This is a genomic window from Streptomyces sp. BK340, from assembly GCF_007827595.1.
GTDB lineage: Bacteria > Actinomycetota > Actinomycetes > Streptomycetales > Streptomycetaceae > Streptomyces.
This window is the reverse complement of sequence record NZ_VISR01000002.1, coordinates 434,802-449,971: the sequence shown is the minus strand read 5'-3', so window position 1 is coordinate 449,971 and position 15,170 is coordinate 434,802. Positions and strand designations below refer to the sequence as shown.

At 71.0% G+C, this 15,170-nt stretch carries 15 protein-coding genes and 1 tRNA gene; 3 read left to right on the top strand and 13 right to left on the bottom strand.

Annotated elements, in window-relative coordinates; genetic code table 11:
* Positions 1-46: 46 nt before the first annotated feature.
* From FB157_RS05420 to FB157_RS05405, 4 genes are all read right to left on the bottom strand, one after another.
* Entirely contained in the window at positions 47-256 is a 210-nt protein-coding gene (locus tag FB157_RS05420; protein WP_145876457.1) for a hypothetical protein, read from the bottom strand.
* A gap of 95 nt (positions 257-351) precedes the next feature.
* Positions 352-1,236 (bottom strand): SDR family oxidoreductase, encoded by an 885-nt coding sequence (locus FB157_RS05415; protein WP_145876456.1) that lies wholly within the window; start codon positions 1,234-1,236, stop codon positions 352-354.
* Positions 1,233-2,189 carry an alpha/beta fold hydrolase gene (locus FB157_RS05410; protein ID WP_145876455.1) on the bottom strand — a complete coding sequence of 319 codons (957 nt, stop codon included), beginning with the start codon at positions 2,187-2,189 and terminating at the stop codon, positions 1,233-1,235. Before FB157_RS05410 ends, FB157_RS05415 begins: the two co-directional genes overlap by 4 nt.
* Positions 2,186-3,769, bottom strand: coding sequence for an NAD(P)/FAD-dependent oxidoreductase (locus FB157_RS05405; protein ID WP_145876454.1), 1,584 nt, complete (start codon positions 3,767-3,769; stop codon positions 2,186-2,188). Before FB157_RS05405 ends, FB157_RS05410 begins: the two co-directional genes overlap by 4 nt.
* 201 nt (positions 3,770-3,970) lie before the next feature.
* On the opposite strand from FB157_RS05405, the gene FB157_RS05400 reads away from it, so the two are divergent.
* On the top strand, positions 3,971-4,591 hold the full coding sequence (locus tag FB157_RS05400; protein ID WP_145876814.1) for a MerR family transcriptional regulator: 621 nt from the start codon (positions 3,971-3,973) through the stop codon (positions 4,589-4,591).
* 9 nt (positions 4,592-4,600) lie between these two features.
* On the opposite strand, the gene FB157_RS05395 is transcribed toward FB157_RS05400, so the two are convergent.
* Complete coding sequence (locus tag FB157_RS05395) at positions 4,601-5,404, bottom strand: exodeoxyribonuclease III (RefSeq protein ID WP_261386177.1); 804 nt, start codon at positions 5,402-5,404, stop codon at positions 4,601-4,603.
* 70 nt (positions 5,405-5,474) lie between these two features.
* Between FB157_RS05395 and FB157_RS05390 the strand changes: the two genes are divergently transcribed.
* Positions 5,475-5,951, top strand: a complete 477-nt coding sequence (locus FB157_RS05390; RefSeq protein WP_145876452.1) for a GNAT family N-acetyltransferase — start codon at positions 5,475-5,477, stop codon at positions 5,949-5,951.
* Positions 5,952-6,001: 50 nt separating this feature from the next.
* Here FB157_RS05390 and FB157_RS05385 read toward each other — a convergent pair.
* From FB157_RS05385 to galU, 7 genes are all read right to left on the bottom strand, one after another.
* Positions 6,002-6,075 (bottom strand) — tRNA-Ala (locus FB157_RS05385).
* A gap of 93 nt (positions 6,076-6,168) precedes the next feature.
* Positions 6,169-7,392 carry a gephyrin-like molybdotransferase receptor GlpR gene (gene glpR / locus FB157_RS05380; RefSeq protein ID WP_145876451.1) on the bottom strand — a complete coding sequence of 408 codons (1,224 nt, stop codon included), beginning with the start codon at positions 7,390-7,392 and terminating at the stop codon, positions 6,169-6,171.
* A 172-nt stretch (positions 7,393-7,564) separates the two neighbouring features.
* Complete coding sequence (locus FB157_RS05375; protein ID WP_186581352.1) at positions 7,565-8,209, bottom strand: GNAT family N-acetyltransferase; 645 nt, start codon at positions 8,207-8,209, stop codon at positions 7,565-7,567.
* Positions 8,210-8,229: 20 nt separating this feature from the next.
* Positions 8,230-8,730: a molybdenum cofactor biosynthesis protein B gene (locus FB157_RS05370; RefSeq protein ID WP_145876449.1), complete on the bottom strand. Its 501-nt coding sequence runs from the start codon at positions 8,728-8,730 to the stop codon at positions 8,230-8,232.
* Positions 8,727-9,239 (bottom strand): cyclic pyranopterin monophosphate synthase MoaC, encoded by a 513-nt coding sequence (gene moaC / locus FB157_RS05365; protein ID WP_145876448.1) that lies wholly within the window; start codon positions 9,237-9,239, stop codon positions 8,727-8,729. The genes FB157_RS05370 and moaC overlap by 4 nt, the downstream gene beginning before the upstream one ends.
* A gap of 79 nt (positions 9,240-9,318) precedes the next feature.
* On the bottom strand, positions 9,319-10,641 hold the full coding sequence (glp, locus tag FB157_RS05360; protein WP_145876447.1) for a gephyrin-like molybdotransferase Glp: 1,323 nt from the start codon (positions 10,639-10,641) through the stop codon (positions 9,319-9,321).
* Positions 10,638-11,549 carry a UTP--glucose-1-phosphate uridylyltransferase GalU gene (gene galU, locus FB157_RS05355; RefSeq protein ID WP_145876446.1) on the bottom strand — a complete coding sequence of 304 codons (912 nt, stop codon included), beginning with the start codon at positions 11,547-11,549 and terminating at the stop codon, positions 10,638-10,640. The genes glp and galU overlap by 4 nt, the downstream gene beginning before the upstream one ends.
* 62 nt (positions 11,550-11,611) lie before the next feature.
* On the opposite strand from galU, the gene FB157_RS05350 reads away from it, so the two are divergent.
* A complete protein-coding gene (locus tag FB157_RS05350; protein ID WP_145876445.1) occupies positions 11,612-12,265 on the top strand; it encodes a 5-formyltetrahydrofolate cyclo-ligase in 654 nt (217 codons plus the stop codon).
* Positions 12,266-12,353: 88 nt separating this feature from the next.
* Here FB157_RS05350 and FB157_RS05345 read toward each other — a convergent pair whose 3' ends face one another.
* Positions 12,354-15,134 carry a penicillin acylase family protein gene (locus tag FB157_RS05345; RefSeq protein ID WP_145876444.1) on the bottom strand — a complete coding sequence of 927 codons (2,781 nt, stop codon included), beginning with the start codon at positions 15,132-15,134 and terminating at the stop codon, positions 12,354-12,356.
* Between the last annotated feature and the right edge of the window lie 36 nt (positions 15,135-15,170).

The following is a 15,170-nucleotide window of genomic DNA, read 5'->3' as shown; positions in this document are numbered from 1 at the left end:
GCGATCACCGGGCACCCCGCCTCAGGGGTGAAGTCGAGGGTGACGACTAGGCGTCGTAGTCCTGGTCGAGCCGGTCCCTCATCTCCTGGTCAGTGTCCGGGATGTGGCGCTCGGACTGCTGGCCGCGCTGCTGCTGACCGCGCTGCGGCTGCTGGCCACGCTGCGGCTGGCCCTGCTGACCACGCTGCGGCTGGCCCTGCTGACCAGCCTTCTCCTTGGTCTGACCGAGCTTGTTGGACTTGTCCTTCATACCCATGTGGGTTCACTCCCGTGGTGGGTGTGGGTGGGGGGGTCGGCCCCTCGGAGGGGCCTCGACCAGATTCACACGGGTGGACACGGAGCGCACTTCGATCAGTTACGGTGCGTAGTCCTCGCTGCTTCGTCGGCCGCGCCGCCCGCGCCGACGAGCCCGGAACGCATCCCCTGCAGACGGGGCCCGAACCGCCGCATCTCGCGCTGGCCGACGGTGCCGATGAGCGCCGGCAGATATCCGCGCACGCCCTGCATGCCGCGCAGCCACCACTGCCCGTACACGTGCGCCGAGCGCCGCTCGATACCGGCGACGATCCGGTCCACCGCCGGACCCAGCGGGTAGGTCTTGTTCGACGGCCACGGCAGCCGCTGCCTCAGCTCCCGCATGACGTCGTCCTGGTCGGCCCCGCGCACCATGTCGGTGTCGGTCCAGGACAGGTATCCGACGCCGACGCGCACGCCCTGGTGGCCGACCTCGGCGCGCAGACTGTGCGCGTACGCCTCCACGCCCGACTTGGAGGCGCAGTACGCCGTCATCATCGGCGCGGGGGTCATCGCGGCGAGCGAGGCGATCTGCAGCAGGTAGCCGCGGCTCTCGGTGAGCACCGGCAGGAAGGCCCGGGCCGTCACCGCCGAACCGATCAGGTTCACCTCGATCACGCGCCGCCAGGCCTGCGGATCGGAGTCGGCGAAGGGCCCGCCGGTCGCCACACCGGCGTTGGCCACGACGATGTCGACCTTGCCGAACCGCTCCTTGACCTCCTGCGCCACCCGGCTCATCGTCTCGTGGTCGGTGACGTCGGCGTACCAGTGCGCACTGTCGCTGTGCAGCCGCTCGGAGACCTCCTTGAGCGCCTCCTCCTCCAGGCCGACGAGCGCCACCTCGGCACCGCGCGCGGACAGCTTGCGCGCGAGCAACTCGCCGACGCCGCGCGCCGCTCCCGTGACGACGGCGACCTGCCCTTCGAGGCTGACCCTGCTCATGCGCCCTCCTTGATCTGCTGCGCGGGGGTGGGGTGGGACTCGGGGGCGTTCCCCGTGACGTACGTGGTGACGAGTTCCCGGATCTTGCCGGTCATCAACTCCGGGGCCTCGATCGGAGTCATGTGGCCGACGCCGGGGAGTTCGGTGAGGCCGATGCACCGGGGCAGCGCGGCCACCAGCGCGCGGGCGTGCACGGGGGGCGTCAGCCGGTCGGACGCGCCGTGCACCACCTCGGTGGGGGCGTGCAACTCCCGTACGCCGTGGTCGAGGTCGAGCCCCGCGAGCACGGCGGCCCAGGTGTGACGCACGGCACGCGGGCAGGCGTGCACGATCCGCGCGCACGCCTCCACCATGTGCGGGGCCGAACCGGCGCCCATGGTGGCGTACTTGAGGATGCGCTTCGCGACGGGCGTGACCGGGCCGAGAGGAGCGCGCGAACCGAGGATGTGGCCGGTTATCCAGGTGCGCACGCGCCCGGCACGCAGCGGCACCACCCGCGACTCCGCGACCAGCCGCGAGCTGCCGGTGCTGCACAGCAGGACGGCGGCGGCGTGTTCGCGGAAGCGGGGGCGCGCGGAGGCCGCCATGACCGTCATCCCGCCCATGGAGTGGCCGACGACCACAGCCTTCTCACCGGGCTCCAGCGTCTGCGCGAGCACCGCTTCGAGGTCGTCCGCCAGCACGTCGGTGGTGCACGCGGGGCTCGCGGGACTGCGCCCGTGCCCCCGCTGGTCGTACGCGATCACCCGGTGGCCGGCCGCCAACTCCCGTATCTGGGCCGCCCAGAACGCGGTGGAGCAGGTCCAGCCGTGGGAGAGGACGACGGGGGGCGCGCCCTCGGGCCCGTGGACCTCGACGTACAGGTGCGCGCCGTCGGCGGAGACCGCGGTGAGGGTACGGGCGGGGGCGGGCGGGACGTAGGGGCCGGAGGCCACGGAGGTCGGACGGCTCATGCGGCGGCCTCGCTCTTCTTCCCGGCCTTCTCGGGTGTCTTCTTCTCGGCGGAGGCCGTCTTCGGTCGCTCCTCGGCCTTCGGCTTCTTCTCCGGCTCCGGCTTCTCCTCGGCCTTGCGGATCACCTCGTACTCCGCCAGGTCCACCCGCCGGGTCTCACGCCGGAACTCGCTCGTCGTACCGGGCCAGATGGTGGTGTTGCGACCGCTCGCGTCGAGGTACCAGCTGGTGCAGCCGCCGGTGTTCCACACCGTCCGCTTCATGCGCTCCTGGACCTTGTCGTTCCAGTCGTCGACGGCCGCGGACCGCGCGTCGAGGGCGGCGCGGCCTCCGAGGACGTCGAGCTGGCGCAGGTAGTCGGCCATGTAGTTCAGCTGGGACTCGATCATGAGGATCATGGAGGAGTTCCCGAGGCCGGTGTTGGGCCCGATGATCGTCATCCAGTTCGGGAAGCCGGCGGCCGAGGCGCCGCGCAGCGCCTGCATGCCGCCCTTCCAGGACTCCGCGAGCGTGCCGCCCGCCGCGCCGACCACGCGCTCGGCGATGGGCATGTCCGTGACGTGGAAGCCCGTACCGAAGATGATCACGTCGACCTCGGCCTCGGTGCCGTCGGCGGCGATCACGGTCGACCCGCGGATCTCGCTGAGTCCGCTCGCGACGACGTCCACATTCGGCCGGGCGAGCGCCGGGTAGTACTCGCTGGACAGCAGGATCCGCTTGCAGCCGATGCGGTAGTCCGGGGTGAGCTTGGCGCGCAGGGCCGGGTCCTTGACGGCACGGGCCATGTTGCGCTTGGCGAGCTGCTCGACCAGGCCGAGTTCGTCGGGATGCTTGGTGAACGCCTGCACCTGCAGCTCCCGCAGCCCCCACAGCAGCCCGCGCCGCAGCTGGGTGGTGAAGGGCAGCGCCCGGTGCAGCCGCCGCTCGGCGCCGCTGATGGCACGGTCCATACGGGGCAACACCCAGGGCGGGGTGCGCTGGAAGAGGGTGAGCCGGCCGACCTGGCGCTGGATGGCGGGGACGATCTGGATGGCGGAGGCGCCGGTGCCGACCATGGCGACGCGCTTGCCGCGCAGGTCGTGGTCGTGGTCCCAGCGGGCCGAGTGGAACACCTTGCCGGGGAAGGTGTCGAGCCCCCGGATCTGCGGGATCTTGGGGTCGGACAGCGGCCCGGTGGCGGACACCACGACGTCGGCGGTCAGCGTCCCCCGGGCCGTCTCGATCTCCCAGCACAGCCGCTCGCCGTCCCAGGTCATCCGCTTCACCTCGGAGCCGAAGCGGATGTGCGGGCGCAGCCCGAAGACGTCGGTGACGTGCTCCAGGTAGGCACGGATGTGCCGCTGCCCGGAGAAGGTGCGCGGCCAGTCCGGGTTGGGCGCGAAGGAGAAGGAGTACAGGTGGGAGGGGACGTCGCAGGCGCACCCGGGGTAGCTGTTGTCCCGCCAGGTGCCGCCGACGCTGCCGGCCCGCTCCAGGACGACGAAGTCGGTGATCCCCTCGCGGCGCAGCCGCACCGCGGCTCCCAGTCCGCCGAAACCGGACCCGATCACCGCCACTCGTACATGCTCGTGCTCGGCCATCCCGAAGCCTCCACGCATCGCCTTGGACTCTGCCAGTGAACACTGGCGCAATGGGACTGTAGAGCAGCTCCGTACCGAGCGGTAGGGGGTGGGAAAGGGAAAGTTACCGGCGGTACAACATAGGCTTCGGGGGTGGCAGACGACGGCGAGCACAAGGACGGGCAGGGCAGCGGCCGGGCCGGCGCACCGCGCGAGTACCGCATGGAGGAGCTGGCCCGCCTGGCCGGCATCACCGTGCGCACGCTGCGCTTCTACCGCGAGCGCAAGCTGCTTTCGCCGCCCCGCCGCGAGGGCCGTATCGCCTGGTACGACGACCACCACCTGGCCCGCCTGCGCACGATCTCCGCGCTGCTGGAGCGCGGCCACACCCTCAACGGCATCGCGGAACTCGCGGAGGCCCTCGACCAGGGCCGCGATGTCGCCGACCTGCTCGGCATCGGCACCCCCACCGAGGAGGAGCCGGTCCACCTCACCCCCGAGGAACTCGCCGCCCGCTTCGAGGGCGAGGTCACCCCCGAGAACCTCGCCGCCGCCATGGAGCTGGGCTACCTCGGCACCGACGGTGACGAGATCGTCCACATCAGCCGCCGCCTGCTGGACGTCTCCTCCGCCCTGGTCCGCGAGGGCATACCCCTCGCCGAGGTCCTGGCCGCCGGCAAACGCGTCCGCGAACACGCCGACGCCCTCGCCGAACTCTTCCGCGACCTGATCCTGCGCCACGCCCCCGAGGAGGACCTGCACCGCCTGCGCCCGCTCGCCCGGAGCGTCGTGGAGGCGGAACTGTCCCTGGCCCTGGACCGGCGGCTCAGCAAGCGGGACTGAGCGGCGCCCCTACAGGTCGTACACGACGGTCACCGGCGCATGATCGGACCACCGCTCGGCGTGCGTGGCCGCGCGCTCCACGAGCCCCTTCACGGCCTTCGCCGCGAGCCCCGGGGTGGCCACGTGGTAGTCGATCCTCCAACCCGAATCGCTGTCGAACGCCCGCCCCCGGTACGACCACCAGGTGTACGGCCCCTCGACGTCCGGGTGCAGGGTGCGTACGACGTCGACATAGCCGCCGTCCTCCGCGGCGAGCACCCGGCCGAGCCATTCCCGCTCCTCGGGCAGGAAGCCCGAGTTCTTGGTGTTGCCGCGCCAGTTCTTGAGGTCGGCCTGCTGGTGGGCGATGTTCCAGTCGCCACAGACGACCACCTGGCGCCCGTCGGCGGCGGCCCGCTCGCGCAGCTCCTTGAGGTGGACGAGGAACTCGCCCATGAAGCGGACCTTCTCGTCCTGGCGCTCGGTGCCGACCTCACCGGAGGGCAGGTAGAGCGAGGCGACGGTCACACCGGGCAGGTCGGCCTCGACGTAGCGCCCGCTGCCGTCGAACTCGGCCGACCCGAAGCCGACCCGGACACGGTCGGGCTCGCGCCGCATGTACAGGGAGACGCCCGCGCGCCCCTTGGCGGCCGCCGGGGCGTGCACGACGTGCCAGCCGTCGGGCTGCCTGACCTCCTCCGGCAGCTGGTGGGGCTCGGCGCGCACCTCCTGCAGGCAGACGACGTCCGCGGAGGTCTGGGCGAGCCACTCCACGAAGCCCTTCTTGGCGGCGGCCCGCAGCCCGTTCACGTTCACCGAGGTCACAGTCAGCACCAGGGCACGATACCGGCACACTGGTCGGGTCCGTCCCTCCCATCCTCTGCATAGAAGTACGATACTTAGCATGAATATACGTCGTGTTCGCTTCGATCACCCCGACGCCGTCAAGCTCAACGACGAGGTCCAGGCCGAGTACCACCTGCGCTACGGCGACGGCGGCGACGCCACGCTCCTCGACGCCGCCGACTTCGCCCCGCCGCGGGGCGCGTACCTGATCGCCTACGACGAGCACGACCGCCCGGTGGCCACCGGTGGCTGGCGCAGCCAGGACCTCAACGAGGAGGGCAACGAGGACGGCGACGCCGAACTCAAGCGCATGTTCGTCGTCGACGCGATGCGCGGCCGGGGCCTCGCCCGCCGCATCCTCGCCGCCCTGGAGGAGGACGCCCGCGCGGCCGGCCGCGTCCGTATGGTCCTGGAGACCGGCACCAAGCAGCCGGAGGCCATCGCCCTGTACACCTCGAGCGGTTACGAGCCCTGCGCCAAGTTCGGCTACTACCGCCACCACGAGGAGAGCCTCTGCTACGCGAAGCAGCTGTAGAACACGATGAAGCCCCGGTCGGCTACTGCCGACCGGGGCTTCATGATGCGTGGACCTGAGGGGATTTGAACCCCTGGCCCCCTCGATGCGAACGAGGTGCGCTACCGGACTGCGCCACAGGCCCTTGCAACGAGTGAAACTCTAGCATCCCCATCGGGGTGCTTGGAAATCCGTTCCCTGACTGGTCAGAGGCAGGCTTCCAGCCGCGTGACGGCGGTCACTCGTTGGCCGCGCGCGGCCGGTCACCGTCCTCGTACTGATCGAAGAGGGGGGTGCGTCCGCGCTCGCGCGAGCGGCGGGCGGAGGCCGCGCGGCGGGCGTCGCTCCGGCCGTCCGCCGACTTGTCCTCGGACTCGAGCGCCGCCTCGGCCTCCCCGGCCTCCGGCGCACGGCTCGCCTCCTGCTCCGGCACGACGGAGCTGGAACGCGCCGAACTCCAGGTGTCGGGCGCCCCCAGGTCCACGTCGGAGGTGGCCCGCGGCGCGACCGGCGCGGTCACGTACGTCGGCAGGGGCACCGGCACCGGGTCCCAGCTGTCCCCGTGCCCGGGCCGCCGCTGGCGCTCACGCTGCTGCTGATCGACCCACTCGGCGTGGTCGGTCTGCTCCACGAGGGCGCGGCGGTCCGCGGCGAGTGCGGAGAGGCCGGGGTCGGTCTCGGTCTCTGGTCCCTCGTCCGGTTCGTCGGCGGCGGGGCCCGCGTCGAGGGACGCGCGCCGACGCGGCTGGCGTTCGCGCAGACGCTGGGCCGCGACCTCGGCGCGCCGGCGGTCCATCTGGTAGGCGAACCGGCGGCGCTCCTGGGCGCGCAGGTAGCCGATGTACGCGCTGAGCATGACCGCGGGTACACCGGGCGCCCACAGGAAGGGGAGGCCTCCGACGGCGGCGACGATCGCGCCGAGGGTGAAGGCGACGAAGAGCATCACGGTGGTACGCCGACGGCGCGCGAGCGCCTTCGAGCGCCGGGCACGTGCTGCGGACGCCTGCGCCGAGGGCGCGCGCCGCGCGGCCGGCACTCGCTTCTGCGCGGAGGCGGGAGCGGAGGCACCGGGCGAGTGGTGCGCGGACGCGGAGGGAGACTTGGGCGCCGGGATGACAGGCCGGCCGGGTACCGGTTCCGCCCGCCCGGACGTCTCCGCCCCGGCCTCCGCACGCACCTGACGGCGGGTCGGAGGCATGGCGAAGGCCCGGACGTCCACCGAGTCGGTGGCGGCGTCCGGATCACTGGCGTCCGGCTCCCCCTCCTGGGCGGAGCGCGCCCGCAGGTCCCTGGCGTACCGGCGCTCCATCCCCGCCCGTCCGGACAGCAGCCGGATGGCGGTGCTGAAGCGTTCCGTCGGACGGGCCTCGTTCAGCTCGTCCTGCCTACGGAGCCACATGGGCACCAAGTAGGCGGCCCAGGCCCCGACAATGACTGCGTAGATGAGGCCGCTGCTGCTCACGCCTCACACGGTAGAGGGGTTTGCGTGAGGCCATCCGCCAATTGGGCCGGTGTGTCGCACGATCTGGCTGATATTTCCAGCTTTTTTTGCGACCGATGCGATCAGTGGACCGTCCGAGCCGCCAATTCAATGCACCGAGACGGTCATCGGTCGATCAATTTCGAACACGTATTCAATTTCTGTCCTGGACGGGATTCCCTGGGGTGTTCTCCTGCGTGTGCCGCGTCTGCTGGGAGCGTGCCCGCCGCCAGCGTCCGAGCAGCCCCTCCGGCACCTCTTCCGCCGTGAGCGCGAAGACGAGGTGGTCGCGCCAGGCTCCGTCGATGTGCAGATAACGCGGCCGCAGCCCCTCCTCGCGGAATCCGAGTTTCTCCACGACCCGGCGGCTGGGCCGGTTCTCGGGGCGAATGCAGACCTCGATGCGGTGCAGTCCGACGGTGCGGAAACAGTGGTCCACCACGAGCGCGACGGCCGTCGGCATCACCCCGCGCCCGGCCACCGACTCGTCCACCCAGTAGCCGACGTGGCCCGAGCACATCGACCCCCAGGTGATCCCGGCGACCGTCAACTGCCCGACGAGCTGCCCCTGGTACTCGATGACGAACGGCAGCATCCGGCCCGCGTGGGCCTCGGACCGCAGATGCCGGACCATCTGGCGGTAGGTCGGCCGGTGCGTGATCGGCCCGCTCGGCGTGGGCGGCGGGATGGTCGCCTCCCAGGGGCGCAGCCAGTCCCTGTTGCGCCGGTTCACCTCACGCCAGGCCCGCTGGTCGCGCAGCTTTATCGGCCGGAGGACGACATCTCCGTCCGCCAGCACGACCGGCCAGGAAGGGCTGTTCAGCTCGCACCCCCACTACTGGGTCTCGGATGGTCGCCGCCGCGGATCTGGTCGACGGCGTGGACCAGCAGCGGCTCCAGGACGGCGAGACCGTCCCGCACCCCGCCGGTGGAGCCCGGCAGATTGACGATCAGGGTCCGTCCGGCCACCCCGGCCAGCCCCCGGGACAGCGCCGCGGTCGGCACCTTCTCCCGTCCGAACGTCCGGATGGCCTCCGCGATGCCCGGCACCTCGTAGTCGATCACCGCGCGGGTCGCCTCGGGCGTGCGGTCGGTGGGCGAGAGGCCGGTGCCGCCGGTGGTGACGACGACGTCGTAGCCGGCGTCGGCACCGGCGCGCAGCGCCTCCCGCACCGGGTCCCCGTCCGGGACGACCCGGGGGCCGTCGACCTCGAAGCCGAAGCCCCGCAGGCCGTCGGCGACCAGGGGGCCGCCCCTGTCCTCGTAGACTCCCGCGGCAGCCCTGTTGGAGGCGGTGACCACCAGTGCGCGGTACGTCATGACCGGCTCCAGTCGCCCGACTTGCCGCCTGTCTTCTCCTCCACCCGCACGTCCGTGATGACCGCTCCCTTGTCGACCGCCTTGACCATGTCGATCACGGTGAGCGCGGCGACCGTCACCGCGGTGAGGGCCTCCATCTCGACGCCCGTGCGGTCCGTCGTCTTCACGGTGGCGCGGATCTCCACGGCGTCGTCCGCGACCGACAGATCCAGTTTCACACCGGACACCGACAAGGGGTGGCACAGCGGGATCAGGTCCGGGGTGCGCTTGGCGCCCATGATGCCCGCGATGCGCGCGGTCGCCAGGGCGTCCCCCTTGGGCACCCCCTCACCGCGCAGCAGCTCGACCACCCGCGGTGACACCAGGACCCGGCCGCTCGCGCGGGCGGTGCGCGCGGTCACGTCCTTCCCGGACACGTCGACCATGCGGGCCGCGCCCGCGTCGTCGATGTGCGTCAGGCGGTCCTGCTCAGGGCGTCCGGGGGTCTCCCCCCGGGAAGGCACAGTCATGGTGTGTGGCGCTCCCGGTCCGGGCCCGTCGCAGTGCGGTGCACGGGCCTGTTGTGCGCGACACGGTACCGCCCGCTCGTCAGCCGAGCAGCACGACCTCCACGTCCGTACCGGGCTCGGCGGACTCCACGTCCTCGGGGACGACGATCAGCGCGTCGGCCTGCGCCAGCGCCGCGATCAGGTGGGAACCCGCGCCGCCCACCGGGGTCACCTCGCCGTCGGCGTACTTGCCGCGCAGGAACTGCCGGCGCCCCTTGGGTGAGCCGAGCGCCTTGTCCGCCTTGAGGGTGGCCCGGGTGCGGGGCCGGTGGACGTCCTCGAGGCCCATCAGGGTGCGGATCGCGGGGCGGACGAACAGTTCGAAGGAGACGTACGACGACACGGGGTTGCCGGGCAGGGCCAGCAGGGGTGTGTGGTCGCGGCCGATGGAGCCGAAGCCCTGGGGCTTGCCCGGCTGCATGGCGATCTTGCGGAAGTCGATGCCGCCGCCCGCCTCGTCCTCGTCGCCGACGTGCGACAGCGCCTCCTTGACGACGTCGTACGCCCCGACGCTCACCCCGCCCGTGGTCACCAGCAGATCGGCGCGGATGAGCTGGTCCTCGATGGTGGAGCGCAGGATGTCGGCGTCGTCGGCGACGGCACCCACCCGGTAGGCGATGGCGCCCGCGTCACGGGCGGCCGCGGTGAGCGCGAAGCTGTTGGAGTCGTAGATCTGGCCCTTGCCCAGCTCCTCCCCGGGCTGGACGAGTTCGCTGCCCGTGGACACGACGACCACGCGCGGGCGCGGGCGCACCCGCACGGTGCCCCGGCCGATCGCGGCGAGCAGCGCGATCTGCGGCGGACCGAGGATCGTCCCGGCCTCCAGGGCCAGGTCTCCGGCCTTCACGTCGCTGCCCCTGGCGCGCACGTGCGCGCGCGCCTCGGCGGGGCGGTGCACGCGCACCTGTCCCTCGGCGCCGTCGGGGGCCAGGCTGCGGGCCTGCATCCCGCTCACGGGGCCCTCGCCGAGCCCTCCGTCGGTCCACTCGACGGGCACGACGGCCTCGGCGCCGGGCGGCAGCGGAGCACCGGTCATGATGCGGGCGGCCTGGCCGGGCCCGACCCGGACCAGGTCGGCCGAGCCGGCCGCGACGTCCCCGACGACCTCGAGGGCGGCCGGGAACTCCTCGGTGGCGCCGGCGACGTCCGCGACCCGCACCGCGTACCCGTCCATGGAGCTGTTGTCGAACGGCGGCAGGGAGACCGGCACCGTGATGTCGTCGACCAGGACGCAGCCCTGGGCGTCGAGCAGTTGCAGCTCGATGGGTTCGAGGGGACGGACGGTGGTGAGGATGTCCTCCAGGTGCTCGTCCACCGACCAGAGGTGGTCCGGGCCGGCGGGGCTGGTCGCGGCGCTGCTCAACGTTGCTGCATCTCCTCGGCTACGTAACTGCGAAGCCAGGCCCGGAAGTCCGGGCCCAGGTCTTCACGTTCGCACGCAAGTCTGACAATGGCACGCAGGTAGTCGCCACGGTCGCCGGTGTCATAGCGGCGGCCCTTGAAGACGACGCCGTGCACCGGGCCGCCGACCTTCTCGTCCTGGGCCAGCTGCTGCAGGGCGTCGGTCAGTTGGATCTCGCCGCCGCGACCGGGCTCGGTCTTGCGCAGTATGTCGAAGATGTGCGGGTCGAGGACGTAGCGGCCGATGATCGCGTAGTTCGACGGGGCGTCCGCCGGGTCCGGCTTCTCGACCAGGCCGGTCACCTTGACCACGTCGCCCTCGGCGGTGGCCTCGACGGCCGCGCAGCCGTACAGGTGGATCTGCTCGGGCGCGACCTCCATGAGCGCGATCACGCTGCCGCCGTGCTGCTCCTGGACCTCGATCATGCGCTGGAGCAGCGGGTCGCGCGGGTCGATCAGGTCGTCGCCGAGGAGGACCGCGAAGGGCTCGTGGCCGACGTGCGGGGCGGCGCACAGGACGGCGTGGCCGAGGCCCCTGGGGTCGCCCTGGCGCACGTAGTGCATGGTGGCCAGGTCGCTGGACTCCTGCACCTTCGCGAGCCGCCCGGCGTCACCCTTCTTCTGGAGCGCCGATTCAAGCTCGTAGTTGCGGTCGAAGTGATCCTCGAGGGGACGCTTGTTGCGTCCGGTGATCATGAGGACGTCGTCGAGCCCCGCCGACACGGCCTCCTCGACCACGTACTGGATCGCCGGCTTGTCCACGACCGGCAGCATCTCCTTGGGAGTGGCTTTGGTCGCCGGCAGGAACCGGGTACCGAGGCCTGCTGCGGGAATGACAGCCTTGCTGATCCTGGGGTGCGACTGAGTCATGCTCGCAACCTTATCCGGTGCCTTTGGTAAGGAATCTGTGGCTCCGGTTAATTGGCCCTCATATGAGCACATTAAGAAGGGTGCAAGAACGACCAGTGGTACACGACGGACGCACGAGCGAGCCTGACAAGCGAACGTTGCGACGGGAGTTCCTCGCGGTGAGGAACAGGTTGCCGGAGGATGTCGTACGGGAGGCGGGTGACACGCTGGCCGAGCGCGCTTTTGACCTGCCCGAACTGGCGCGTGCGCGCACGGTGGCGGCGTACGTCTCCGTCGGGAGCGAGCCCGGCACGCTCGCCCTGCTGGACGCGTTGCGCGCGCGGGGCGTGCGCGTCCTGCTCCCCGCACTCCTGCCCGACAACGACCTGGACTGGGGCGACTACACCGGCCCGGACTCTCTGGAGCGGATCCAACACGGCCGAAAAATGGCCCTGTTCGAGCCCTCCGGCGAGCGCCTCGGCCCGGACGCCGTGATCGCGGCGGACGTCGTTCTGCTGCCCGGGCTCGCGGTGGACGCGCGCGGGATGCGCCTGGGGCGCGGCGGCGGGTCGTACGACCGGGTGCTCGCACGCCTGGAGCGGGCGGGCGCGCGCCCCGCGCTCGTGGTGCTCCTGTACGACACGGAAGTCGTCGCACACGTCCCGGAGGAGGCGCACGACCAGCCGGTGCACGCGGTGGTGACGCCGTCGGGTGTGCGCCGCTTCACGGGCGGCTGACCGGGCGGGGCGCCTGGTCCGCATCCGGGACGGGCCCCCTCCACGCGCGTGTGGAGGGGGCCCGTCCCGGATGCCTGCCGTCAGCGGATCACGGCTTGAGGACGAGTGTGTCGCTCGTGCTCGCGTCGACCGCCTTGTCCGAGAACGACCAGGGCAGCAGCTCGCCCTTGACCCACTTGCCGGTCTGGTCGGTGTAGTGGGCGCTGTAGGCGTGGCCGGAGGCTCCGGTCAGGTTGATCCACTTGGACTTGTCGAGGTCCTTGAGGTTGACGACCATGCGCATCGACGGAACCCAGACGACGCCGTAGCCGCCGGCGGCGTTCCAGCCGGTCGCGTTGACGGTGGCCTCGCCGCCACTGAGCTTCCAGGGACCGCGGTTGAGGACGTACTGGAGGAACCCGGGCCCCTCGGTGCCGAGCGTCTGGTTCTTCAGGAACAGGCGGTGCAGCCGGCCCCAGCTCCAGGTGTCGATGTCCTTGCCGAGCTTGGCGGTCAGCTCCCAGCGGGCGTCGATCATGGCGCGCCTGAACAGCTCGTCCCGGTTGTCGGCCTTGTTGCGGTCGCCCACTCCGGCCGGAGTCTTCCACCAGTCGCTGTTCGGCTTGTCCATGAGGGTGCGCACGACCTCGAACCAGCGGTCGCCGCCGTCCGGCTGCGCCTGGTCGGCGTCGCGCTGGCCGCACTCGCGCACCTTCGTGTCGTCGTCCACCGGGCCGGTGTTGTCGATCTTGTCGACCCACAGGCACTGGCCCTTGACGCGCAGCTCCTTGGGGAGCTTGTTGCCGAAGGCGAGCTTGAGGATGTTGCGCCACACGGAGTTGAAGTAGGCGGCCGCCGCGGAGTCGGCGTCCTGGGTGTAGTCCCAGCCCTCCAGCAGCTTCTGCGCCTCCCGGACGTTCTTGTCGTCGAGGTTGATCCGCAGCAGCCTGGGCACCAGCAGCTTGGCGATCTCGCTGCTGTTGTCCAGCTGCATCTGGCGCATGTCGTCGGTGGAGATCTTGCCCGTGCCCTTGATCTTGGACTCGATCAGGTCGGTGATGCGCTGGCTGCGGGCGCCGTAGCCCCAGTCGGTGGTGAGCGTGTACGGGTACTTGTCCTTGTCGACCACGGCCTGGTTGGCGGTGACGATGTAGCCCCGTCGGGGGTCGTACTCGTAGGGCAGCTCGTCCTGCTTGATGAAGCCGGTCCAGCGGTACTTCGAGTCCCAGCCCGGCGCCGGGATGGAGCCGTCGTCCACCGAGGAGCGGGTGGGGATCCGGCCGGGCAGGGTGTAGCCGATGTGGTTGTCGGTGCTGGCGTAGACCAGGTTCTGCGAGGGCACGTCGAACAGGGCGGCCGCGGAGCGGAAGTCGTTCCAGCCGGCCGCCTTGTCCAGGGCGAACACGGCGTCCATGGAGGTGCCCGGGTCGAGGGCCGTCCACCTCAGGGCGATGCCGTAGCCGTCACCGCGGTCGGGTGCGGCCGTGTTGACGGCGGCCTTCCGGCCGACCTGGACGAGTTCGTCGTCACGGTCGGACAGCAGCGGCATCCCGTCGGCGGTCTGGCGCACGACGATCGTCTTCGACTTGCCGCCGGCGACCTCGATGGTCTCCTCGCGGCTCCTGAAGGGCCGGACCTTGCCGTCGTACAGGTAGCCGTCGCCGCTGAGCTTCTCCAGGTACAGGTCGGTGACGTCGACCCCGGAGTTGGTCATGCCCCAGGCGATGTCCGCGTTGTGGCCGATGATCACACCGGGCATGCCGGCGAACGTGTAGCCGGTGACGTCGTACTGGCACTTGCTGGAGACGGTGCGGCAGTGCAGGCCCATCTGGTACCAGACGGACGGCAGCGACGCCGACAGGTGCGGGTCGTTGGCGAGCAGCGGCTTGCCGGTGATGGTGTACTTCCCGGCGACGACCCAGGAGTTGGAGCCGATGCCCTGGCCGTTCACGCCGACCGCCGTGGGCACGCTGTCCAGGACCTTGTAGAGGCCCGCCAGCTGGCTCGTGAGTGCCGAACCCGCCGTGGCCGAGGTGGAGGAGCCGGTCGTGCCGGTCGCGCCCTGAGAACCGCTCGTGGCGCCGCCCTGCTGGAAGGCCTTGGCCACGTCGCTGTACCGGCCCTCCTGGACGATCGGCTTGTTGCGGCTGTAGGGGTACTCGGGGTAGAGGTCCTCGATCTGCTGCGGGCCGAGCCGGCTGGTCATCAGGGCGCGGTCGATCTCGTCCTGCATGTTGCCGCGCAGGTCCCAGGCCATCGCCTTGAGCCAGGAGACCGAGTCGACCGGGGTCCACTTCTGCGGCTTGTAGTCGTTGGTGAAGCCCAGGGCCGCGTACTCCAGGGAGATGTCCTCGCCGTCCTTGCCCTGGAGGTAGGCGTTGACACCCTTGGCGTAGGCGTCGAGGTACTTCTTCGTGGAGGCCGACAGCTTGGTGTCGTACTCCTGCCTGGCGATCCGGTCCCAGCCGAGGGTGCGCAGGAACTCGTCGTTCTTGACCTGCCCCTTGCCGAACATCTCCGACAGGCGCCCGGAGGTCATGTGCCGGCGCACGTCCATCTCGTAGAACCGGTCCTGCGCCTGGACGAAGCCCTGCGCCATGAACAGGTCCTCGTCGGACGAGGCGTAGATCTGCGGGATGCCGTTCCCGTCCCGCTTGACGTCGACGGGCCCCGACAGGCCCTGGAGCGTGATCGAACCGGTGGTCTGCGGGAAGGAGGCGCGGACGGTGCTGATCGACCAGTAAGCCCCGTAGGCGACGCCTCCGATGATGGCCAGGACGAGCACAAGCACGACAAGTCGGGCTTTGCGCCCCTTCTTCCTGCCGGACTTGACGGACGTGGCACCCGTTGTGGCGGCGTCACCCGTTGTGGCGGTGGTGTTGGGGGGCATCGCTGTCCTTGCTGTCCTAACGCGAGCGGCAGGTCG